We start from the raw sequence: 21,750 nt of genomic DNA on the forward strand, positions 1-21,750 counted from the left end.
CCCTAGTCAAAAATAATACTTTCGCAAGAGGCTTAATATCTAAGTAATATTGAGAACATAAAAAAAGACCCTATGAAAGGGTCTTTTTTTAAAGAGTTAATTAAGCTTTTTGAGCTTTCTCTTCAGACAGGAAGAACCAGGTATCCAATACTGAGTCTGGGTTAAGAGATACAGATTCAATACCTTGTTCCATCAGCCATTGTGCAAGATCTGGGTGGTCAGAAGGACCTTGGCCACAGATACCTACATATTTACCGGCTTTACGGCAAGCATGGATGGCCATAGAAAGAAGCGCTTTTACTGCTGGATCACGTTCATCAAATAGGTGAGAAACGATACCAGAGTCACGGTCAAGACCAAGCGTTAACTGAGTCAAGTCATTTGAACCGATAGAGAAACCATCGAAGTGTTCAAGGAACTGTTCAGCTAACAAAGCGTTAGTTGGCAATTCACACATCATGATCACTTTAAGACCATTTTCACCACGTTTCAGACCGTTTTGACCTAATAGCTCAATAACACGTTTAGCTTCAGCAACAGTACGTACAAACGGGATCATGATTTGAACGTTAGTTAGACCCATTTCGTCACGAACTTTTTTCAGTGCGCGGCATTCAAGTTCGAAGCAGTCACGGAAGTTGTCAGATACATAACGGCTTGCACCACGGAAGCCCAACATTGGGTTCTCTTCTTCAGGTTCGTACAGTTTACCGCCGATCAGATTAGCGTATTCGTTTGACTTGAAGTCAGACATACGTACGATCACTGGTTTGTCAGCGAACGCAGCAGCAAGAGTAGAAATACCTTCAACCAGTTTTTCTACATAGAACTCGATTGGAGATGCATAGCCTGCAGTACGAGCAAGTACAGCAGCACGAGTTTCACGTGGTAAGCTGTCGATGTTCAATAATGCTTTAGGATGCACACCGATCATACGATTGATGATGAACTCTAGACGAGCAAGACCAATACCTTCGTTCGGAATTTGCGCGAAGTCAAATGCACGATCCGGGTTACCTACGTTCATCATGATTTTGAACGGAAGTTTTGGCATAGATTCGATAGAGTTGGTTTGGATTTCGAAATCCAATGCACCTTCGTAGATGAAACCAGTATCACCTTCAGCACAAGATACAGTTACTTCTTGACCGTCTACCAGCACTTCAGTTGCATTACCACAACCTACGATAGCTGGAACCCCAAGTTCACGTGCGATGATCGCAGCGTGACAAGTACGACCACCACGGTTAGTTACAATCGCAGCAGCACGTTTCATCACTGGTTCCCAATCCGGGTCAGTCATGTCAGATACAAGTACATCACCGTCTTGTACTTTGTCCATTTCTTTAATTGAAGTTACGATGCGGACTTTACCAGAACCGATACGTTGACCGATTGAACGGCCTTCACAGATTACAGTACCACGTTGTTTTAACAGGTAGCGTTCCATCGTGCCAACATTTTCACGGCTCTTCACAGTTTCAGGGCGCGCCTGAACGATGTAGATTTTACCGTCATCACCGTCTTTCGCCCACTCGATGTCCATTGGAGAACCGTAGTGGTTTTCAATGATCAGTGCTTGTTTAGCCAATTCTTGCAGTTCGTGATCGTTCAATGCAAATTGTTGACGATCTGCTTTCTCTACATCCACCACAACAACTGATTTACCTGCAGCTGCTTCTTCACCATAAATCATTTTCTGGTGTTTAGAACCTAAGTTGCGGCGCAGTACAGCATGTTTGCCTGCGTTTAGAAGCGGTTTTGAAATATAGAATTCATCCGGGTTTACTGCACCTTGAACCACCATTTCACCCAAGCCATAAGAAGCTGTAATGAATACTGCATCACGGAAGCCTGATTCAGTATCTAAAGTGAACATTACACCAGCAGCACCAGTTTCTGAGCGAACCATACGTTGTACGCCAGCAGAAAGAGCAACCACGTCATGCGCAAAGTTTTGGTGTACACGGTAAGAGATCGCGCGGTCGTTGTACAAAGATGCAAACACTTCTTTGATCGCGATCAGAACGTTGTCGATACCACGAATATTCAGGAAGGTTTCTTGCTGACCTGCGAAAGAAGCATCAGGTAAGTCTTCTGCAGTCGCAGATGAACGAACGGCAACCGCGATATCAGGGTTGCCGTTTGAAAGTTCTGCAAAAGCTGCACGAATTTCCTTTTCCAGTTCAGCAGTAAGTGGAGTTTCCACAATCCATTGACGAATCTTTGCACCAGTTTCAGCAAGTGCATTGACGTCATCAACGTTAAGTGCAGCAAGCTCTGCATTGATTTTAGCGTTTAGGCCACTTTGCTCGAGAAATTCACGATAAGCAGCAGCTGTTGTTGCGAAGCCACCTGGTACTGATACACCAGCATTAGATAAGTGGCTGATCATTTCGCCCAGAGATGAGTTTTTCCCACCTACAAGCTCAACATCGTGCTTCCCTAATTTTTCTAGACCAATTACGCGCGCTTCCAAAGTTGTTACTCCACTTTTGCAGTATTAATCACTATCTTGGCATGAGAGTATAGCAAATCTTCTAGGTTTTTGATTTTACTAAGCGACAGTCATGTAAGATCGGTTTACTATAAAGATTATATAGTACTAAGACAAATGTTTGAGGAGAATTTTAATGTCAGAAGGTAAACAAATTCAGCGGAGTGTGTTTTTTATTTCCGATGGTACTGCCATTACTGCTGAAACCCTTGGCCACTCGCTGTTAGCGCAGTTTCCGCATGTGGATTTTGACATTCATATTATCCCTTATATTAGCTCTGAAGAAGCGGCCATGAATGTGGTCACAGAGATCAATGAACGTGCCCAAAAAGATGGTCAAAAACCTTTGGTTTTCGATACGTTGGTGGATCCCTATGTAAGAGACATTATTAATACTGCAAATGCAGTAAATCTTGATGTTTTTGAAGGGCTTATAAGCAAATTATCAGAAGAGCTTGGTACTGAACCTACGACTTTAGTCGGTCAGACCCATGCGGTGACCGATTCCGAGTCCTATAAGGCGCGTATTGATGCCGTACATTTTGCGCTCGACAATGATGATGGTGCGCGTACGCGTCACTATGATAAGGCTGATCTGATCCTGATTGGCGTATCGCGTTCCGGTAAAACTCCGACCTCAATTTATTTATCTTTGCAATTTGGAATTCGTGTAGCGAACTATCCGCTAACTGAAGAAGATCTGGACGATAACCGCCTGCCAGCAGTGTTAAGACCGCATAAAAACAAGCTCTTTGGTCTGATGATTGATGCAGAGCGTCTGGTTGCAATCCGTACGGAACGTAAGGCCAACAGCCGTTATGCCAGCTTTAGCCAGTGCCAGATGGAACTGCGTGCAATTGAAGGCATCTATATTTCGGAAGGGATTAAGTATCTAAATGTCTCGGAAATGTCGATTGAAGAAATCTCAACTCGTGTCTTACAGATGACAGGACTAAAACGTCGAATTGGCTAAAAAGAATTCAGAGCCAGACTTTGGTTGGCTCTGATTTATAGATAAAAATTAATAAAAATACTACTTTCATAGAAATAAAATATGAATAGTATAAGTGATTGAAATATTCATTATTTTAATAAAAAATGCAGTAGTTGGTTTTTAAGCTTATTTGCTCTTCAATGAGCTAAACAATTCAATCTTTCAGCGTCAAATTTTCCCAAATACACTGCGAATTTTTAATCTTATGAGCTAAAAATAGATTAATTTTCTGATTGAAAAGTATACACAATTAGCTCAACCTGATGTTCATCTCCATTAATACAATGAATACTATTTTCAGAAATTTTTGCAATAGGCCAGGTAATCAGTTGGCAATTTTCACGTTGCAGAGCAGCATAATAGTGGTCTGATTTAAGATAAACTTTGGATGCAGCTGCAAGATTTGGCATGAGTTGACGTCTTAACCATAAATTCTGCACCTGATTTTCCAGATAACGTAATGACAAAATGCTTTTAATCCGGTTATTAAACAGGCGTCGATTTTTAATGATCAAGGGATGATTCAGAAGGCGCTGCAAACCACGTTCAGTACCTGGCAATACAAATTGTGGATTAATCTGAAAAACTTTTACTGAGCGAGCTTGCTGGCTAATCTTGTTGAGCTGGCTTACGGTAAATTGATCTGTACCGATAATCGCAATATCTTTTCCAGCACAGTCAAGTTCAGCGAGCTGGGAAGAGGGCACTTTAATGCCAGTAAAATGCTGGAAATTTTCTGGACGATTCTCAAATATACCCGCGTGTGCATCCTGCTTGATGGACATTGTTTTTCCTTGAAATTATTTAATAATTGGTCTTATTTGCTTTGTTATAGATATTAACAAAAGCCCTAGAGCAGTAAAGTTCAAAATTTAACTTAGACAGTCATTCTCTTTTCTATTGTATTTATAATGAGAGATAGATGTATTAAAGAGCAGGAGATCTATCTTAGATATGAATTTATCCAGTTGGAAAGTTAAAATGTTCAAACACAATTTAAAAAAATATACCCATTCCGAAGAATAGGTATATAGATAAGAATAAATTAGGCAAAGCAAGACAGCATTATTGCCCGTTTTTGATTTGCATCAGCAATTCAAAATTATGCAGACGTTTCCCTGTGTCATAGATATCACAGGTGAAGATAAACTCATCTACATCATATTTTGCTAGGAGTGCTTCCAGACCGGCTTTAACAGTTTCTTTAGAACCCACTTGTGCCATGGCAAAGAAATTGTCGACAGACATTTTTTCAGGTGGTGACCATAAACCTTCCATAGAATCAATCGGCGCTTTCAATTTCAGGCTTTGACCGCGAATCAGAGCAAGCACACGCTGATAAGCACTTGTTGCCAGATATTCAGCTTCTTCATCTGTATCTGCTACACAAGTCGGTACGCCCATAGAAACATACGGACGATCCAGATATTCAGACGGTTCGAAATTGTCCCGATACAGTTGAATCGCTTGACCAAGCATCCGCGGAGCAAAGTGAGATGCAAAAGAATAGGGTAGACCGAGTTTTGCTGCCAGTTGTGCACTAAATAGGCTCGAACCTAATAACCACACAGGTACGTGTGTGCTTTGGCCTGGAGTTGCCACAATGCGTTGGCCTGGAATCGGATCTTTAAAGTATTGCAGAATTTCTAAAACGTCCTGCGGGAACTGATCTTCAGTTTCCTGACGGCCACGACGCAAAGCGCGCATGGTCATTTGATCGGTTCCAGGAGCACGGCCCAGCCCCAGTTCAATACGATCTGGATATAAAGTCGCTAATGTACCGAATTGCTCTGCTACTACCAGTGGAGCGTGGTTTGGCAACATAATGCCACCAGAGCCAAGTTTGATGCTATTGGTATTTGCCAGTAAATAGCCTAAGAGAACGGCGGTCGCTGAGCTGGCAATACCATCCATATTATGATGCTCGGCCAGCCACATTCGGCTATAACCTAGATGTTCTGCGGTCTGGGCCAGCTCCAGCGCATGTTGCAGGGAGAATTGAATGGTCTTATCGTCACGAACTGGAACCAGTTCGAGAATAGAGAACTGGGTATCGGTAAGCGTACGCATAATATTACTCTTGAATAAACATGACTAAGAGCATACGACTTTGCATTGTATTTGTATATCGAAAAAAATCGATATATATGTAAACCAAAATAACAGGCAAAAAAATAAGCATCCGAAGATGCTTATTCAAGGAAGAAAAGTAAATAGAGGAAATCTTAGCGACGGTGGTTATAACGGTAGTTGCTAGTACGATAGTTTTTCGAACTATAGCGACGGTCATAACGGTCATCATAGCGACGGTCTTCGCTGACTTTTTTACCAAGGGCAGAACCACCTGCAGAACCTAATGCAGCGCCAATTAAGCCGCCATTAGAACCCGCCATATTTTTACCTACGGCATAACCGGCACCACCACCTAAGGCACCACCGATAATCGCGCCATTACGGTCACGTTTATTCGCTGCTACTGCGGCACCAGCACCACCGCCAATCGCAGAACCGATTGTTGCGCCAGTTGTACCACCCATTTTATTGCCCACTGCGGCACCAACGACACCACCCAAAGCAGAAGCTAAAGCCGTATTCGTTGTATTTCCGGCATTGGCGGCTGTCATACCCATGGCTGAGGTTGCTACAACAGCGATCATTAGAGATTTGTAATTCATGAGTACACCTTTTATATATCTAGCTGTATTTGTTGATGAGATAAATTTAATCTAGCAACCGTCAAATAGCATGGAGGCAGTGTTGGCGAATTGTGATTTTTGTCTCCTTAATTTATTCATGATCTTGTTCGAATAAGTTGATGTATTACATGAATTTGGATGTGTTGAATGTACAATAAAAAAAGCACCCAAACAGGTGCTTTTAATGTTAAATGTAGCGTCGAATTTAAAGAGCTTGAGGCTAGGAAATTAACGGTGACGTTTTTTCCAGTGTTTAGCACGATTCGCTTTGGCACGATCGGCTGCTTTATCTTTAGAAATTTTATTACCTAATGCTGCACCACCCGCAGCACCAAGTGCTGAACCGATATAGCCGCCATTAGAACCACCCATGTTTTTACCTACGGTATAACCAGCACCGCCACCTAAAGCACCACCAATTGCAGATGAGGTACGGTTTTTCTTGTTACTTGCCACAGCAGCACCACCTGCACCACCTAACGCAGCACCAATTGTTGCGCCAGTGTTGCCCCCCATGTTTTTGCCCAGTGCAGTACCAGCAACGCTACCTAGAGCACTTGCTGCTGCCACACGTGCAGTACTGTCTGCATGCGCACTCACTGTCATCATTGAGCCTGCAGCCATTGCAGCACTCAGTAAAATTGCATTGAGTTTCATGTTGTAACTCCGTGTCCCTGATAGGACTTTCATATGTTAGTGTGTTTCGACGCAGAAAATGTAACAAATCATGCCCAAAAGAATGTGAAGATCTACCTCCATATTTAATGTGTTTATTTGCCAATTTGTAAAATAAGAAATAAATAAGGGTCGAATTGAGCAGAAAAAATCCAAAACTGAAGATTTTATTTATATTTGTTAACAAATGGCGGTGACATCGCTGCATCTAAGCACTGACTTACTGAATAATGATGTTCATTGACCCAGAGAATCGTTAAACTAGGCGCAATTTTTTGATTTCGCTGTGCTAAATCACTGTTTAGTCACAGCCTTATGTTTGAGATTTTTTAGAAAATGAAAGAATCGTTACGTTTACGATTAGACCAACTCTCTGACCGTCATGAAGAACTGACTGCGTTATTGGCAGATGTTGAAGTGATTTCGGACAACAAGCGTTTTCGCCAGTTATCACGTGAGCATAATGATTTAACCGAGATTACCAGCGTTTGGACCAAGTACAAACAGGCTGAAGAAGATATTGAAACTGCACAAGCCATGCTGTCTGATCCTGACTTTAAGGAAATGGCGCAGGAAGAGATCAAGGAAAATAAAGCCCTGATCGAACAGCTTGAGGCGGATCTGAATATCCTGATGATTCCAAAAGATCCAAATGATGCCAACTCTGCTTATTTGGAAATCCGTGCCGGAACCGGTGGTGATGAAGCGGCAATCTTCTCAGGTGATTTATTCCGTATGTATAGCAAGTATGCGGAATCTCAAGGCTGGCGTATTGAAATCCTGTCTGAAAATGAAGGTGAGCATGGTGGCTATAAAGAAGTCATCTGCCTGGTGAATGGTGAAGGCGTTTATGGTCGCCTGAAATTTGAAAGTGGGGCGCATCGTGTACAACGTGTACCTGCGACAGAATCGCAAGGTCGTGTACATACCTCAGCGTGTACGGTAGCGATTCTTCCAGAAGTGGATGTAGATACATCAGTCGACATTAATCCGGCTGACTTGCGTATCGACACTTACCGCGCATCAGGTGCCGGTGGTCAGCACATTAACAAAACTGACTCTGCGGTGCGTATTACGCACATTCCAACCGGTACAGTGGTGGAATGTCAGGATGAACGTTCACAGCATAAAAACAAAGCCAAAGCGATGGCCTTGTTGGTTTCACGTCTGGAAAATGCCAAACGTGCCGCAGCAGATGCAGCGACTTCTGAAATGCGCCGTGACCTAGTCGGTTCGGGGGACCGTTCAGAACGTATTCGTACCTATAACTATCCACAAGGCCGTATGACTGATCACCGTATTAACCTGACTTTATATAAGCTGGATGCTGTGATGGAAGGTGATCTGACTGAGCTATTAGACAGTCTGCATCGTGAATATCAGGCTGATCAGCTGGCCATGCTTGCACAGCAGAATGGTGGCTAATGAACATTCAAGAAGCACTGGCTTTACGTGGTGAACCTGAAAGTTATGAACGTCAGGAAAATGCCTGGTTGTTGGAACACATTACCAAGATTGATTCTTTTGATCTGGTAATGAAAAAAGACCAGCAGTTAACACCTGAACAGGAACAGGTCTATGTCGAAGGTCTGGCGAGGATTGCTGCCGGTGAGCCATTGGCCTATGTCACAGGCTCACAACCATTCTGGACACTGGATCTTAAAGTCACCAAAGATACTTTAGTGCCACGCCCGGATACCGAAGTGCTGGTTGAAACAGTCCTGAAATTAGACTTGCCGGAAGATGCGCGAATTGTTGACTTGGGGACTGGTACAGGCGCTATTGCCTTGTCACTAGCGTCTGAGCGCCCGAACTGGTCTGTGACCGCTACTGATATTTATGAACCCACACTGGAAGTTGCCAAATACAATGCGGAACAGCATGATTTGGATCAGGTGCAATTTATTCTTGGTTCATGGCTAAAACCATTTGGCCGCCAGTTCTTTGATGCGATTGTATCTAATCCGCCGTATATTGATGCTGATGATGAGCATATGCCAGATCTGGCAACTGAGCCGGAACGTGCGCTGGTTTCAGACAAAAATGGCTTGGCTGATATTGAAATAATTATTCAGCAAGCTAAAAAGCATCTGACCGTAAATGGCTGGGTTGTGCTTGAGCACGGCTATGATCAGGGCGATGTGGTCCGCCATCTGTTTACTCAAGCTGGCTATAAACAGGTCCGTACAGTGAAAGATTATGGCGGCAATGACCGGGTAACTTTAGGTCAGTGGCCACGTTAATTTTTAAAGCTTGATTTAATAAAAAAGCGACCTGGATAGGTCGCTTTTTTTAATTCTTTTATTCAATAAATTATGACTTTTTAATCACATCTCGCCAGCGCAGTAAGCGGGTTTCAAACAATTTCATAATACTGTCGGTGATTTTGCCTAGGACTGCTAACAGGATAATCGCAATAATCACAATAGCCGGACGTGAAGTTTCACGACCATCACTGAGCAGATAACCAATCCCTTGAGTGGCAGCAATCAATTCAGCTGCAATCATAAACATCCAGGATAAACTCAGGCTATTCCTTAAGCCAGTCAATATTCCCGGTGAGGCAGCAGGCAATACAATCTGCTGAACCTGTTGCCAGTATTTCAGGCGATAGACTTTCGCGACTTCAAGCAGTTTACGATCTACACCCTGAATCGCAGCCACAGTATTGGTATATGTCGGGAAGAAGGCACCAATCGCAATCAAGGTGATTTTAGAAGATTCATCAATTCCCAGCCAAAGTAGGAGTAGAGGAATCCAGGCTAGACTCGGAATGGATTTAATTGCAGAAAACGTTGGTTCCAGAAAATCTTCTGCATGTCTGTTTAGCCCAACCAGGATCGCAAAGATCAGTCCCAATCCACTACCAATTCCAAAGCCAAGAAAAACCCGCCAGCTACTGGTCCAGATGTGTTGCCATAAATCGCCCTCAGCCAGTTCAGTAAAGGAATGAAATAGGCTACTCGGTGCAGGCAACAGATAAGGTTCGATTACGCCATTACGGACCAGTATTTCTACCAATACGATAAAAATAACAGGCAGGGTGAGGGCTTTGGTCAGCGAAATGCTGCGTAGTAACACAGCGGATTTTGACTGTTCTTCCACGCTCAACTGTTCCGAGATGCTTTTCGGTATAGCCATTACTTAGTTGCAACCTTTTTAGCATAGAGGGCATCAAATAATTGAGTCACGACCTGATTGACATTGGTTCCTTTACGAACCAGTTCTTCTTCCGTCAGGATACGACCAGCTTTTTGTAATGCCCCGGTATGTTTGGTGGTTGGAATATTCTGATCCAGATTAGTACGGCTGAGTTGAAGCTTGGCGACTTCAATCGGAAGCTTGGCTTCACGTGCCAGTAATTCAGCCAATTTGTCGGGATTGGCTTTCGCCCATTGACGTGCCTGTTCATAAGCTTTAATCACTGCTTCAATCGCTTCCGGACTGGATTTGGCAAACTGGTCTTTTACGCTCAGTACGCTATAAGAATTAAAACTGACATTGCGATACAGTAATTTGGCACCTGACTGTGCCTGCGCAGATGCCATTAAAGGATCAAGGCCTGCCCAGGCATCGACCTGTTTGCGCTCTAACGCAGTCTTACCATCCGGATGCTGTAAATGAACGAGCTCTACATCGCGTTTGCCCAAACCAATCGTATCTAAGGCTTGTAAAGTAAATAAGAAAGGATCTGTACCTTTAGTGGCAGCAATCTTTTTACCTTTCAAATCTTTCAGTGATTTGATATTTGAATCTTTATTAACGACCAGTGCTGTCCATTCAGGCTGGCTCTGGATATAAACTGTTTTAATCGGGCTACCATTGGCGCGGCTAAGCACTGCCGCTAAACCTGCAGTAGAAGCAAAATCTGTGCTACCGCTATTTAGATATTCGAGTGAGCGGTTACTGCCTTGGCTAAATACCCATTTAATCTTGGTTTTTGGCAAAGCTTTTTCTAGCAGTTTCTGTTCTTTAACCACCAGACTGGTCGGTGCGTAATAGGCATAATCCAATTTTAATTCAGATGGAATCGCTGCGTTAGCCAAGCCGGTAAAGAAAGAAATAGAAAGACCGAGTAAAGTCAGACCCGAAGTTCTTAATGTTTTTTTCATGAATATCTCAATCTTGAATTAAATTTTTTACATTCATATTGATAAATCGATAAGCACACAAAAAAGAAAAAAAGATAATCAAATCAAAAAATGAAATAATTAACAGCTTTAAATATAGGTATTTGTTTTTATTTGAATTTATTAAATAAAGAATAGAAAGGTTTTGCTTAGATAAAATTTTAAAAATGGTATGGCGTAAATTGATAAGCTGTTTTTTTAATCATTCGTCTTTGCAGTAGGAAGTTTTATAAATAACGAGTGCCATAAAAAAAGCGATGCATTAGCATCGCTTTTTGAGTCACTATTTTATCAATCTGGATAGCTTACATTGGGTAGTCTTGCAGACAGTCATAAACCTCGACTTGATCTAGGCTACCAGTTTCCATTGCCAGGCAAAGAGCCACGACTTTGGCAGTATCAGCAAGATATTGTTCATCTTTCAGTGCAATACCTTGTTGTAATGCAACGATGCGCTCAGCCGGAATTTCAAGCGATTTCGCAGCTTCAGTGGCATCAATCTGGTTAAAGAAGTGCACAATAGCATCTTTGAGGGCAGAATCAGACGCATTCAAGATGCCTTGATTCAATTGCTCTGCATTAAGATCGGTCGAAGAAACTAAAGCCTGGGCGAAGTTTTGAACAAGATTTTGTCCAAGAACATCAGTCATCTTTAACATGGAAAATACCTTCAACAAGGAAAGAGGGAAAGGGAGTACAGCCAAAAGTGAAGCACTAAAAATTGATTGAAAAATAAACTATCTTAATAGGGAATGCAAAGCATTATGAATGACCGTTCAGTCCTCTATTTTTGGGCTGTAAGCCTTGAAAAATATAACTGTTGAGAAAATATAAATTTAAATTTATATGCTAAATTTTAATCGTTTTTAAGTCTTATTAAATATAAATTATCTAGTAATATTTTGTCTATAGGCACCTGGACTAACCCCTGTCCATTTTTTAAAGGCGCGATGAAAAGCACTGACTTCTTGAAAGTTAAGTTGATCACTGATGTCTTGCAAACTTTGATCTGTACGGGTTAACAGCTCAATAGCTGTATCACGACGAATCTCATTTTTGAGCTGTTGATAAGTTACACCTTCATTTTTAAGACGCCGTTGCATGGTGGCTTCAGACATATTCATTTTCAAAGCAAGCTCATTTAGTTCCAGCCATTCAACCGGAGGTACTTTTAAAAGCTGTTTGCGGATCTGTGTACTTAGCGCATAAGGATTTTTAAAGCGAACTAGCAGGTTATGCGGAGTCTGCTGAATAAACTGATACCAGGAGGTCTGATCCTGTTTTACCGGGAGCTGCAAATAGGCTGCATTAAACTGGATATAGTTTTCACTGGCCTGATATTCAATCTGTTCACAAAAACGGACTTTATAATCAAAATCATCGAGTGGCGCGGCACATTTCAGTTGGATCTGATTGAGTAAAATCCGCTGTCCGCTTAACCAGCATAGCAGGGTATGAATCAGCATTAGATAGGTTGCATAACTAAACATGCGCTTGGTCTGATTCTGGTCATAGATCACGATATAGGCAAAGTTTTCCTCGACCATCAGTGTGCTGTGCAGATCATCCAGAATCAGATTAAAAAATTGCAGGATTTGCTGCAGAGCTTTTTCCAGCGTAACTGCCTGTAACAGCATTTTAGATAGTAATTTGAAACTGCCACGGCGCATTGGATGGCTGTCCATGCCAAAAAATTCGTCATTCATATTATCGGCAAGTGCAGTCCATAGCGCGGCATATTGCGCCACTGACACCCGTGCTTTAGCAGAGTGAAGAATCTCTAAAGGAATGGCAGCCTTAGTTAGAATCGCGGCAATATCATAATGCTGTGCTTTGGCATTCAGCAGTGCTTCATGAACCAGATCAATCGAGATGGTTCCCTTACTATATTCCAAGGCTGGTAATTGCATAGCCAGTCAGATATCCCTTTTTTATTGTCCAAATCCATCAGTGAAGATGCAACATTTGGAAATTGTACAGAATAAAATCTCTGTTTACTCTGCCTATTACGTCGTAGCTTGTCATAAAAATAGGAACAGGACATTAACATGAAAATTCAGGGAAAAGTGATTGTGGTAACTGGTGGTGCATCAGGTCTGGGTGCAGCCACAGCGACTCATCTGGTAGAACAGGGCGCAAAAGTGATTCTGGTCGATATGAACCAGGAACAGGGCAATGCTTTACAACAGCAACTGGGTGAGCAGGCTGAATTTGTTCAACTGGATGTAACGGATGAGCAGGCGGTTGAAGCTTTCTTTAATCATGTTGAAAACCAGTATGGCCAACTCAATGGCTTGGTGAACTGTGCTGGTATTGCACCTTCTGCCAAGGTACTGGGCCGTAATGGAATTCATGAACTGGCAATGTTCCAGAAAGTGTTGAATATCAATGTAAGTGGCACATTCAATATGCTGCGTTTTGCGGCGGCTTTAATCGCTAAGTATGAGCTGCAAACCGATGAAGAAGAGCGTGGCGTGATTGTGAATACGGCTTCAGTTGCAGCCTTTGATGGTCAGATTGGTCAGACAGCTTATTCTGCGTCTAAAGGGGCGGTCGTTGCGATGACGCTGCCACTAGCACGTGAGCTGGCGCGTGAAGCGATTCGTGTCATGACCATTGCACCGGGCATTATGGAAACCCCCATGCTGAAAGGCATGCCGCAAAATGTACAAGATGCTCTGGGGCAGATGGTTCCATTTCCGCCGCGTCTAGCCAAACCTCAGGAATTTGCCCAGTTAGTGGGTCATATCTTCGAAAATAGCTATTTAAATGGTGAAGTGATTCGTCTGGATGGTGCCATCCGTATGGCTCCAAAATAAGTTGGAGTCAACGAAACAAAATACAAAAGTCAGAGTGGGTATATTTATTCACTCTATATGGAAAATTAAAAGATAAGTAAGGGATATACGCAGTGCTTTTAAATGATGAACAGAAAATGATTCAGGAGATGATGCGAAACTATTCGCAACAAAAACTGAAACCCACCGCTGGTTTAAGGGATAAAACGGCACAATTTCCAGCACAGGAATTGAAAGAACTCGGTGAACTCGGTGCACTTGGCATGACCGTGTCTGAACAATGGGGTGGAGCAGGTCTGGACTATGTGTCGTTGGTACTGGCCCTTGAGGAAATCGCGGCTGGAGATGGAGCCATCTCGACCATTGTCAGTGTGCAGAATTCATTACCTTGCGGGATTACCCAGCGTTATGGTACCGAGGAACAAAAGCAGAAATATCTGACTAAACTGGCGACCGGTGAATGGTTGGGGTGTTTCTGCCTGACGGAACCTCAAGCCGGTTCCGATGCCAGCGCACTGGAATGTAAGGCAGAACGTGATGGCGATGAATGGGTATTAAATGGCACCAAGCAGTTTATCACCACCGGTAAGCATGCCCAGATTGCACTGGTATTTGCCGTGACAGATAAATCTGCAGGCAAAAAAGGGATCTCATGTTTCTTGGTACCTACCGATAGTCCAGGATATATCGTCTCAAATCTGGAAGAAAAAATGGGGCAGCATTGTTCCGATACCGCGACCATTATTTTTGATCAATGCCGGATTCCGGCTGAAAACCTGCTCGGAAAAGAAGGTGAAGGCTACAAGATCGCCTTGTCTAATCTCGAATCTGGCCGGATCGGGATTGCGGCACAATCTGTAGGTATGGCACGAGCTGCACTGGATGCTGCCGTGGAATATGCCAATGAACGTAAATCCTTTGGCGTCGAACTGGTACAGCATCAGGCAGTGGCGTTCCGTCTCGCAGATATGGCCACCCAGATTGAGGCAGCAAGACAACTGGTCTTACATGCAGCAACGCTTAAAGATGCAGGATTACCATGCTTGAAAGAAGCGTCCATGGCTAAACTGTTTGCTTCAACGATTGCAGAGCGAGTCTGTTCGGATGCGATTCAGATTCATGGCGGTTATGGTTATGTCTCTGATTTCCCGGTTGAACGTATTTACCGTGATGTCAGAGTGAGCCAGATTTATGAAGGTGCATCTGATATTCAGCGTCTGGTCATTGCCCGGGAAGTGAGCAAAGTTTAAAGGTCATGAAATAGCCGACTGTTCAAATCCTGCAACTCATTTGAGGGATATGGAAATTGTGATGGTCTATAAAATATGGTCAATTATTGATTAAGCGAAAAGTGACTCAGCAGAGTGACACCTAACATGTCCTAGCAATAGGGCATGTTATATAAAACCGGCATTGCAATGGAATTCGCAGGCGGTAGACAGAACAACAAATACAACGGACACAGACATAAAGTCTGTTTATAAACGGAATAGAGGTTGTCGTGATGAAGACACTAGAACAAGCGTATCGTGAATTTAATTTTGACACTATGGTTCAACAACATCTGGCAGGAGTGCCAGATGCACTCAACGCCTATACAGAATGCTGTGGACGTTTTCTAGGACAAAACCGGATCGCGTTAATCTGGGAAGGTAAAAATGGCAAGACCCAATATTGGACTTTTGAACAATTGGCTGAGGCTTCAGGACAATTGGCTCATTATATGACCTCACTGGGTTTACAAGCAGGTGACTGTATCGCTGGTTTGCTCCCACGAACCCCCGAATTATTAATTACCATTCTTGCTACCTGGCGTATTGGTGCGATTTATCAGCCTTTATTTACCGCTTTTGAAAGCAAGGCAATCGAGCATCGTATTAATACCGCACATACCCGACTGATTATTACCAATCAGGAACAGCGTGCAAAACTAGATGATCTCGATATTCCACATATTTTAACCGTACATCAAACACTTGAAAGTGCCCATCAGGATGCAGATTTCTGGACTGAACTGAAGCAATATCCAACTGAATTTGAGCCGGTTCAAGGTCGTTTTAGTGACATTTTCCTGATGATGTTTACTTCAGGTACAACGGGACTGGCAAAATCAGTGCCTGTTCCGCTTAAAGCTTTACTGGCATTTAAAGGCTATATGCTGCACGCCGTAGATTTACGTGACGAAGATACTTTCTGGAATCTGGCAGATCCGGGTTGGGCTTATGGTCTGTATTATGGGATTGCAGGTCCATTAAGTTTGGGGCATAGCATCATTATGGATGAACGTGCCTTTAGCGTAGACAATGCTGTTGAAGTCATTAAAAAATATCGGGTAAATAACCTGACCGGTTCTCCAACCGCATTCCGGATGTTCTATGGCTTTAAGGAAAAATTTGATGCTGAGATTAGCTCGTGTTTACGTGTGGTCAGTAGTGCAGGTGAGCCATTAACGCCTGAAGTCATTCAATGGTTTAATCATAAAATGGACGTCAATATCTACGACCAGTATGGACAGACGGAACTGGGAATGGTGATTGCCAATCATCATGCGCTGGAGCATCACAAGAAAATCGGTTCCGCTGGCTTTGCCATTCCAGGACATCGTTTTGCAGTTTTAAATAAAGAGCATGAGGAAGTCGAAAAAGGCGGCATTGGGACCTTGGCTATGGACTGCTCAGCCTCACCTTTGATGTGGTTCGAAGGCTATGGCGGCAATAATCGTAAAGCCTTTGTGGGACAGTACTATTTAACGGGTGATACCGTAAAACTGAATGAGCATGGTGGAATAGATTTCATTGGTCGTGCGGATGATGTCATTACGACTTCGGGTTATCGAGTTGGACCTTTTGATGTAGAGAGTACCTTGCTGGAGTGTGAAGAGGTGCTGGAGTCCGCTGTGGTTGGAAAGCCAGATCCGGAACGTACCGAAATTGTGAAAGCCTTTGTAGTGCTTAAAGCACAATATGCCGCTAGTGAAGAACTGATGCTGAAATTGCAAAACTATGTGCGTTCCCGTTTATCTAAACATGCCTATCCGAAAGAGATCGAGTTTGTAAGTGATTTGCCTAAAACCTCTAGCGGTAAAATTCAGCGTAATCTGCTTAAACAGCAGGAAATTGTCAAGATTCAGGGTATTAAACAGGTCAGTTAATATATTCACTTAAATATAGTGAAAAGGTCGCAATTGTGGCTTTTTTATACGATTAATTTATTTATGCTCGAATTTATCAGAGAGAATAATTGTCATTACAATGTAATACTATTCATCTTTTAAATAAAATAAATCAAAAATTTAGCCTCTTATTAAGAGGCTAAATTGAAAGTGGAATTCTTATTTACTTATAGATCAACTTTTTTGTGCTCAGCATCCGGTTCCCCAGCTTCGCCAGTTACGCCACCTTTTAGTGCCTTAAATAGCTGAGTTACTTTATTATCAGTGACATTCCAGTATTCTGCACTTTCAGCTTCAGCAATCAGTACACGTACGCTAGGATCATCTTTACCTTCAAACCAGTTTTCTGCCCATGGATTCCATAATTTTTCAATCAAAATACGGTCAGTACTGATCTGTGCATTTGCGCTGATTGATACATAAATACCATCAGAAGGTTTAGCAAAAGATAAACCAATCTGAGTACGACCAGTAGTGGCAGCTATCACCAGATCATTGGTATCACGCATGATGAAATACAAGTTCTGATCTTCATTCATTTGCTCAGAATTGAGCATGGTCATCGGCTGAGAATGAATTTCCTGACTTTCGGTCACATGACTGATCATGGTGTAACGCACATCTTTGATTAATTCCCATAATTTTTCACGATTATTATGCTGATTTTGTTCGTTCATCTATATGCTCCATAGTATTTATTGAAAGCGAGGATAATTGCTATTCCTTAAGCAGCTTAATCATATTTGATAATGGATACAGAGGGTCTCACTGAACTGATACATTTTCCTACTGAATTGCAGGCAACAGCTACAGAAGTGCTAAACAAGCGGAAGACAGTTACAGGGTGATAAAGGAATAGAAGAACGAGATTAGCCAGAAGATGTAATACGTGAATAAATTAAGTGGCATATAGATCAAGTTAAGTGCATTCATAATATGACCATTACATATTTATCAGGACACTATCAGCTTGATACGGAGCATTTAACTGATATGCTATTTGGCGCTAATGTTGCCAAGCTATACAAAGATTTGCTGTTCACGCTTCTTCAAATCTATCTGTCACAGATTTAAGGACATATTGAAATTTCGATACATGCAATTTTGGCAAATGCTTTTAAAATTTCGAAACAAGGAAAGACATTGTCTATATCATCTATGGATGCCGTATCCTCAGAATTTGAACTCACTGATGCTGAATTGCATTTATATAGCCGCCAGATTCTCTTAGACGGTTGGGATATTGAAGCCCAGGAAAAATTGAAATTTTCCAATGTCTGTATCGTGGGATGTGGCGGGATTGGTTGTACCTTGGCAGAACTTCTGGCTAGAGCAGGTGTAGGCAAAATTACTCTGATTGATCCTGATACCATCGAGATGAGTAATCTGCAACGACAACTGGCATTTACGCCAAATGATTTAGGCTTTTATAAGGCAGAAACACTCGCGAAAAGACTGGCTCAGATTAATCCGAATATTCAGATTAAATATATTAATCAAGCTTTAACGACTGACAATGCAGAAAGTATCATCGAACATCAAGATCTGGTGCTGGATGGATGTGATCAGTTCGAGACACGTTATCTGGTCAATCAGAGTTGTGTAAAACTGAATATACCTTTAATCAGTGCTTCTGCGATTGGTTTGCAAGGACAACTGTTCATGATGGAAGGGGATTCAGCTTGCTATGCCTGCCTGTTTCCACCTGAACATCAGGCTGATACCAGTTTGCGTTGCGCAGACTCAGGTGTCTTGGCGACTACGCCAAATGTGATGGCGAGTTTGCAAGCTCATCATGCTTTGCTTTATTTAGGTCTGGGTAAAATGCCACTTAGACAGAAACTTCTACTTTGGGATGGTCTGAGTTTTAAACAGCGCATTTTAAGTTTCGAAAAAGATACAGATTGCCCGGTCTGTCAGGCAAGATAGGCCTGCAAAATTTAATTTTTTTGCTACACTGCATGTAATTAATTTTTCCTAAGACATTATGAAAAAAAATATCTGGTTAGATGGAATACGTTCGGTTGCCCGTATGGGTGAAACCGCAGTGGTTGCGGCGAAGGCCGGCATTAAATATGCCACTGAAAAGCCAAGTAATGCCAAACTCATGCGTGAAACGTTTGAATCTTTAGGCTCAACCTATATCAAGCTTGGTCAGTTTATTGCCAGTACGCCGTCGCTGTTTCCACGTGAATATGTGGAAGAGTTCCAGGGCTGTCTGGATCAAACACCGACCTTGCCATTCAGCTATATCCAGGAAGTACTGGCATCAGAGTTTTCTGGTCGCAATATGGATGAAATTTTTGCCTCAATTGATGAAACACCACTGGCTTCTGCCTCTATCGCACAGGTACATGCAGCCAAGCTGGTTTCTGGTGAAGATGTGGTAATTAAAGTACAAAAGCCGGGTGTCGAAACAATTCTATATACCGATTTAAATGTACTGCATTGGGCGACCAAACTGCTGGAAAAAGCAGTGCCGAAAGTAAAATTTGCCTCATTGGCCGATATTGTCGAAGAAATCAAAACCCGAATGGTGCGTGAAGTCGATTTCATCGAGGAAGCACAAAATCTGGATGATTTCGTCAATTATCTGAATATCACCAATAATAAAGCAGCAACTGCTCCTAAGGTTTATCATCAATATTCAACACGTCGTGTACTGACCATGCAACGTTTATATGGCGTGCCACTGACTGATTTTGAAGTGGTAAAAAAGGTCGCTAAAGACCCATCACAGGTTCTCATCACTGCAATGAACACCTGGTTTGGCAGTCTAATGATGTGTAACAGTTTCCATGCTGATTTACACGCGGGTAATCTGATGCTACTTGAAGATGGTCGTGTGGGCTTTATTGATTTTGGGATTGTCGGCCAGCTTAAACCAGAAGTCTGGACAGCGTGTATGGCCTTTATGGATGCCTTGCAGCATACCAACTATACCCTGATGGCAGAAAACATGCTGAAAATGGGTATGACTGCAGTTGAGATTGATACCAAAATGCTTGCGGCTGATCTTGAACGTTTATTTAGTGGTGTGATGTTAGCTGATCCTCAGGAATTGCTGACTTCAAGCCCAGCCGATCTTAACGATATCATGATGGATATGGTAGCAGTCGGTGAACGCCATGGTATTCGTTTCCCACGTGACTTTGCCTTATTGTTTAAGCAAATGCTGTATTTTGACCGTTTTATGCGAATTCTGGCGCCGTATACAGACATCTATGCAGATCAGCGTTTGCAGATGGTCCAGACCATGGACCCAAATTTACTGTTAAAGCATTAATTTAATCCCTCCCGACCTCCCTTTAATAAAGGGAGGCTTTCATTACAAAATAATTAGAAGTGATGAAAGTCCCTCTTTATTAAAGAGGGATTTAGGGAGATTATTGGTAAATATTAAATTCCGAGTTTTAAAATGGACGCAATTATTATTGAAGGCTTAAAGGTCGATACAGTAGTCGGCTGCTTTACTTGGGAGCGTCAAATCATTCAGCCTTTAATGCTGGATCTCACTATTCGTACCAAATTAGAACAAGCGGCACAGTCAGATGAACTGGAAGATACTTTGAATTATGCCGAAATCTGTGAGATTTCAGCGCGGGTGATTCAGGACGCCCAGCCAAAATTGATCGAACATGCAGCAAAACTGGTACTAGACGCGCTTTTTGCTACCTTTGAAAGTGTAGAATCGATTATGATTACGATCCGTAAGCCTGCCATTATCGCGCAAGCTAATTCTGTAGGGATACGTCTTGAACGCCACCGCAACGATATTCGCCCTAGCACTGGCGAGTAATTGTCATCCACAGCAACATTTTCAGGCTGCCCAGCAGCGGATCAGCGAGTTGGGGAAAGTTTGGTTTTCTCCAATTTACCTCATTCCATGTCGGGATAGTATCGGGGCAGATTACTGGAATGCGGCCTGCCTCCTATACAGTGAAGTTCCTGTTCAAGATATGACTAATTTATTAAAGCAAATGGAAACGGATTCGGGGCGGGTTCGGCCATCTCATCAGATCAGCCTGGATGTCGACCTGATTGCATGGGGAAATGATTTAAACCAGATGGAATTTAATCCTAAAAAATTACCGCTTGCACTGGATGTTAAAATTCCGATGCATGACATCTGGTCTCATCCTGCATTTGAATATGATCGCCGTCTTCAATATCCACAAGTCAAAATTTAATCTGGATTCGAAATTAAGCTAATGAATTTTTCAGTTTTATGTAAGTAGGGGATCTGTATTTGCCAAAAAACTGTTATTTACTTTTTCTTTTTATAAAAAATAACTAACAACACAATAATTGCGAATAGAATGCCAAGAATAATACCTGTTTCCATAAATTACCTCTAAATAATCATTTTTACTACCAATTTTAAAAAATAGAGAACAATAAATATATTTTAAATTTTAATTAATTTACCATGAAGGTAATTATATTTTAACTTGGTTTTAAATAAAATTTAATTTTTATAAAAAATATTAAATAATATAGTCATCTAAATATATCAAAAAATAAGGATGATAAAAAATAAAAATCTACAAGATTGATTTAAATAATTTCTATTTTTCTTTATCGATAAAGTAGAATGAAAGTATTAAATAAAACGTGGACCTAAATCCACGTTTTATGTTTATAAAGCTAATTATATTGCAATGAATTAACGAGAAGTAAATCTTCCTCGGTCATCACGTGGTGGACTTCTTCGTCCTCCATTGCTGGAACGTCCGCGGCGATCATCATCGTCGTGCTCATCAACACGGCTGCGGCCACGACCTCGAC

Annotated in this window: 20 protein-coding genes; 10 read left to right on the forward strand and 10 right to left on the reverse strand. The window is 42.1% G+C overall.

Annotated elements, in window-relative coordinates:
• Positions 1–100: 100 nt before the first annotated feature.
• Positions 101–2,479 carry a phosphoenolpyruvate synthase gene (ppsA, locus tag RJ01_RS14615; protein WP_004783865.1) on the reverse strand — a complete coding sequence of 793 codons (2,379 nt, stop codon included), beginning with the start codon at positions 2,477–2,479 and terminating at the stop codon, positions 101–103.
• Positions 2,480–2,633: 154 nt separating this feature from the next.
• Here ppsA and RJ01_RS14620 point away from each other — a divergent pair, with 154 nt between their 5' ends.
• Positions 2,634–3,470 carry a pyruvate, water dikinase regulatory protein gene (locus tag RJ01_RS14620; protein WP_004783863.1) on the forward strand — a complete coding sequence of 279 codons (837 nt, stop codon included), beginning with the start codon at positions 2,634–2,636 and terminating at the stop codon, positions 3,468–3,470.
• Between the two features lie 242 nt (positions 3,471–3,712).
• Here RJ01_RS14620 and RJ01_RS14625 read toward each other — a convergent pair whose 3' ends face one another.
• From RJ01_RS14625 to RJ01_RS14640, 4 genes are all read right to left on the reverse strand, one after another.
• Positions 3,713–4,276: a hypothetical protein gene (locus RJ01_RS14625; protein WP_034171620.1), complete on the reverse strand. Its 564-nt coding sequence runs from the start codon at positions 4,274–4,276 to the stop codon at positions 3,713–3,715.
• 280 nt (positions 4,277–4,556) lie between these two features.
• The gene (locus RJ01_RS14630; protein WP_034171621.1) at positions 4,557–5,561 is read right to left on the reverse strand and encodes an LLM class flavin-dependent oxidoreductase; all 1,005 of its coding nucleotides are present in this window, start codon (positions 5,559–5,561) and stop codon (positions 4,557–4,559) included.
• 155 nt (positions 5,562–5,716) lie between these two features.
• Positions 5,717–6,166 carry a hypothetical protein gene (locus tag RJ01_RS14635; RefSeq protein WP_004783858.1) on the reverse strand — a complete coding sequence of 150 codons (450 nt, stop codon included), beginning with the start codon at positions 6,164–6,166 and terminating at the stop codon, positions 5,717–5,719.
• Positions 6,167–6,415: 249 nt separating this feature from the next.
• Entirely contained in the window at positions 6,416–6,844 is a 429-nt protein-coding gene (locus RJ01_RS14640) for a glycine zipper domain-containing protein (RefSeq protein WP_034171622.1), read from the reverse strand.
• Positions 6,845–7,198: 354 nt separating this feature from the next.
• Here RJ01_RS14640 and prfA point away from each other — a divergent pair, with 354 nt between their 5' ends.
• A complete protein-coding gene (gene prfA / locus RJ01_RS14645) occupies positions 7,199–8,287 on the forward strand; it encodes a peptide chain release factor 1 (RefSeq protein ID WP_004783856.1) in 1,089 nt (362 codons plus the stop codon).
• Entirely contained in the window at positions 8,287–9,105 is an 819-nt protein-coding gene (gene prmC, locus RJ01_RS14650; RefSeq protein ID WP_034171623.1) for a peptide chain release factor N(5)-glutamine methyltransferase, read from the forward strand. The genes prfA and prmC overlap by 1 nt, the downstream gene beginning before the upstream one ends.
• 70 nt (positions 9,106–9,175) lie before the next feature.
• Here prmC and RJ01_RS14655 read toward each other — a convergent pair whose 3' ends face one another.
• From RJ01_RS14655 to RJ01_RS14670, 4 genes are all read right to left on the reverse strand, one after another.
• A complete protein-coding gene (locus tag RJ01_RS14655; protein WP_034171624.1) occupies positions 9,176–10,003 on the reverse strand; it encodes an ABC transporter permease in 828 nt (275 codons plus the stop codon).
• Complete coding sequence (locus RJ01_RS14660; protein WP_034171625.1) at positions 10,003–10,974, reverse strand: aliphatic sulfonate ABC transporter substrate-binding protein; 972 nt, start codon at positions 10,972–10,974, stop codon at positions 10,003–10,005. Before RJ01_RS14660 ends, RJ01_RS14655 begins: the two co-directional genes overlap by 1 nt.
• Before the next feature lie 323 nt (positions 10,975–11,297).
• Positions 11,298–11,651, reverse strand: coding sequence for a hypothetical protein (locus RJ01_RS14665; protein WP_004783846.1), 354 nt, complete (start codon positions 11,649–11,651; stop codon positions 11,298–11,300).
• 228 nt (positions 11,652–11,879) lie between these two features.
• Complete coding sequence (locus RJ01_RS14670; RefSeq protein ID WP_034171626.1) at positions 11,880–12,902, reverse strand: AraC family transcriptional regulator; 1,023 nt, start codon at positions 12,900–12,902, stop codon at positions 11,880–11,882.
• A 138-nt stretch (positions 12,903–13,040) separates the two neighbouring features.
• Here RJ01_RS14670 and RJ01_RS14675 point away from each other — a divergent pair, with 138 nt between their 5' ends.
• The 3 genes from RJ01_RS14675 (at position 13,041) to RJ01_RS14685 (ending at position 16,941) form a co-directional block, all read left to right on the forward strand.
• Positions 13,041–13,811 (forward strand): 3-hydroxyacyl-CoA dehydrogenase, encoded by a 771-nt coding sequence (locus RJ01_RS14675; protein ID WP_034171627.1) that lies wholly within the window; start codon positions 13,041–13,043, stop codon positions 13,809–13,811.
• Between the two features lie 92 nt (positions 13,812–13,903).
• Positions 13,904–15,040, forward strand: coding sequence for an acyl-CoA dehydrogenase family protein (locus RJ01_RS14680; RefSeq protein WP_034171628.1), 1,137 nt, complete (start codon positions 13,904–13,906; stop codon positions 15,038–15,040).
• Between the two features lie 254 nt (positions 15,041–15,294).
• Positions 15,295–16,941 carry an AMP-binding protein gene (locus RJ01_RS14685; RefSeq protein WP_034171629.1) on the forward strand — a complete coding sequence of 549 codons (1,647 nt, stop codon included), beginning with the start codon at positions 15,295–15,297 and terminating at the stop codon, positions 16,939–16,941.
• A gap of 188 nt (positions 16,942–17,129) precedes the next feature.
• On the opposite strand, the gene RJ01_RS14690 is transcribed toward RJ01_RS14685, so the two are convergent.
• Entirely contained in the window at positions 17,130–17,639 is a 510-nt protein-coding gene (locus RJ01_RS14690; protein WP_034171630.1) for a pyridoxamine 5'-phosphate oxidase family protein, read from the reverse strand.
• Between the two features lie 481 nt (positions 17,640–18,120).
• Between RJ01_RS14690 and RJ01_RS14695 the strand changes: the two genes are divergently transcribed.
• From RJ01_RS14695 to RJ01_RS14710, 4 genes are all read left to right on the forward strand, one after another.
• Entirely contained in the window at positions 18,121–18,891 is a 771-nt protein-coding gene (locus RJ01_RS14695) for a HesA/MoeB/ThiF family protein (protein WP_034171631.1), read from the forward strand.
• Between the two features lie 58 nt (positions 18,892–18,949).
• On the forward strand, positions 18,950–20,248 hold the full coding sequence (locus tag RJ01_RS14700; protein ID WP_034171632.1) for an AarF/ABC1/UbiB kinase family protein: 1,299 nt from the start codon (positions 18,950–18,952) through the stop codon (positions 20,246–20,248).
• Between the two features lie 132 nt (positions 20,249–20,380).
• The gene (gene folB, locus RJ01_RS14705; RefSeq protein ID WP_034171633.1) at positions 20,381–20,761 is read left to right on the forward strand and encodes a dihydroneopterin aldolase; all 381 of its coding nucleotides are present in this window, start codon (positions 20,381–20,383) and stop codon (positions 20,759–20,761) included.
• Entirely contained in the window at positions 20,718–21,152 is a 435-nt protein-coding gene (locus tag RJ01_RS14710) for a 2-amino-4-hydroxy-6-hydroxymethyldihydropteridine diphosphokinase (RefSeq protein WP_034171634.1), read from the forward strand. Before folB ends, RJ01_RS14710 begins: the two co-directional genes overlap by 44 nt.
• Positions 21,153–21,750: the final 598 nt, after the last annotated feature.

Origin of the sequence: Acinetobacter sp. YZS-X1-1 (genome assembly GCF_000804305.1) — a bacterium.
Classification (GTDB): Bacteria; Pseudomonadota; Gammaproteobacteria; order Pseudomonadales; family Moraxellaceae; genus Acinetobacter; species Acinetobacter variabilis.

What these genes read in the sequence shown, in the direction of transcription:
- RJ01_RS14620 (WP_004783863.1), top strand. Translation starts at nt 2,634, where the DNA reads ATGTCAGAAGGTAAACAAATTCAGCGGAGTGTGTTTTTTATTTCCGAT.
- RJ01_RS14625 (WP_034171620.1), bottom strand. Translation starts at nt 4,276, where the DNA reads ATGTCCATCAAGCAGGATGCACACGCGGGTATATTTGAGAATCGTCCA.
- RJ01_RS14630 (WP_034171621.1), bottom strand. Translation starts at nt 5,561, where the DNA reads ATGCGTACGCTTACCGATACCCAGTTCTCTATTCTCGAACTGGTTCCA.
- RJ01_RS14635 (WP_004783858.1), bottom strand. Translation starts at nt 6,166, where the DNA reads ATGAATTACAAATCTCTAATGATCGCTGTTGTAGCAACCTCAGCCATG.
- RJ01_RS14640 (WP_034171622.1), bottom strand. Translation starts at nt 6,844, where the DNA reads ATGAAACTCAATGCAATTTTACTGAGTGCTGCAATGGCTGCAGGCTCA.
- prfA (WP_004783856.1), top strand. Translation starts at nt 7,199, where the DNA reads ATGAAAGAATCGTTACGTTTACGATTAGACCAACTCTCTGACCGTCAT.
- prmC (WP_034171623.1), top strand. Translation starts at nt 8,287, where the DNA reads ATGAACATTCAAGAAGCACTGGCTTTACGTGGTGAACCTGAAAGTTAT.
- RJ01_RS14655 (WP_034171624.1), bottom strand. Translation starts at nt 10,003, where the DNA reads ATGGCTATACCGAAAAGCATCTCGGAACAGTTGAGCGTGGAAGAACAG.
- RJ01_RS14660 (WP_034171625.1), bottom strand. Translation starts at nt 10,974, where the DNA reads ATGAAAAAAACATTAAGAACTTCGGGTCTGACTTTACTCGGTCTTTCT.
- RJ01_RS14665 (WP_004783846.1), bottom strand. Translation starts at nt 11,651, where the DNA reads ATGTTAAAGATGACTGATGTTCTTGGACAAAATCTTGTTCAAAACTTC.
- RJ01_RS14670 (WP_034171626.1), bottom strand. Translation starts at nt 12,902, where the DNA reads ATGCAATTACCAGCCTTGGAATATAGTAAGGGAACCATCTCGATTGAT.
- RJ01_RS14675 (WP_034171627.1), top strand. Translation starts at nt 13,041, where the DNA reads ATGAAAATTCAGGGAAAAGTGATTGTGGTAACTGGTGGTGCATCAGGT.
- RJ01_RS14685 (WP_034171629.1), top strand. Translation starts at nt 15,295, where the DNA reads ATGAAGACACTAGAACAAGCGTATCGTGAATTTAATTTTGACACTATG.
- RJ01_RS14690 (WP_034171630.1), bottom strand. Translation starts at nt 17,639, where the DNA reads ATGAACGAACAAAATCAGCATAATAATCGTGAAAAATTATGGGAATTA.
- RJ01_RS14695 (WP_034171631.1), top strand. Translation starts at nt 18,121, where the DNA reads ATGGATGCCGTATCCTCAGAATTTGAACTCACTGATGCTGAATTGCAT.
- RJ01_RS14700 (WP_034171632.1), top strand. Translation starts at nt 18,950, where the DNA reads ATGAAAAAAAATATCTGGTTAGATGGAATACGTTCGGTTGCCCGTATG.
- folB (WP_034171633.1), top strand. Translation starts at nt 20,381, where the DNA reads ATGGACGCAATTATTATTGAAGGCTTAAAGGTCGATACAGTAGTCGGC.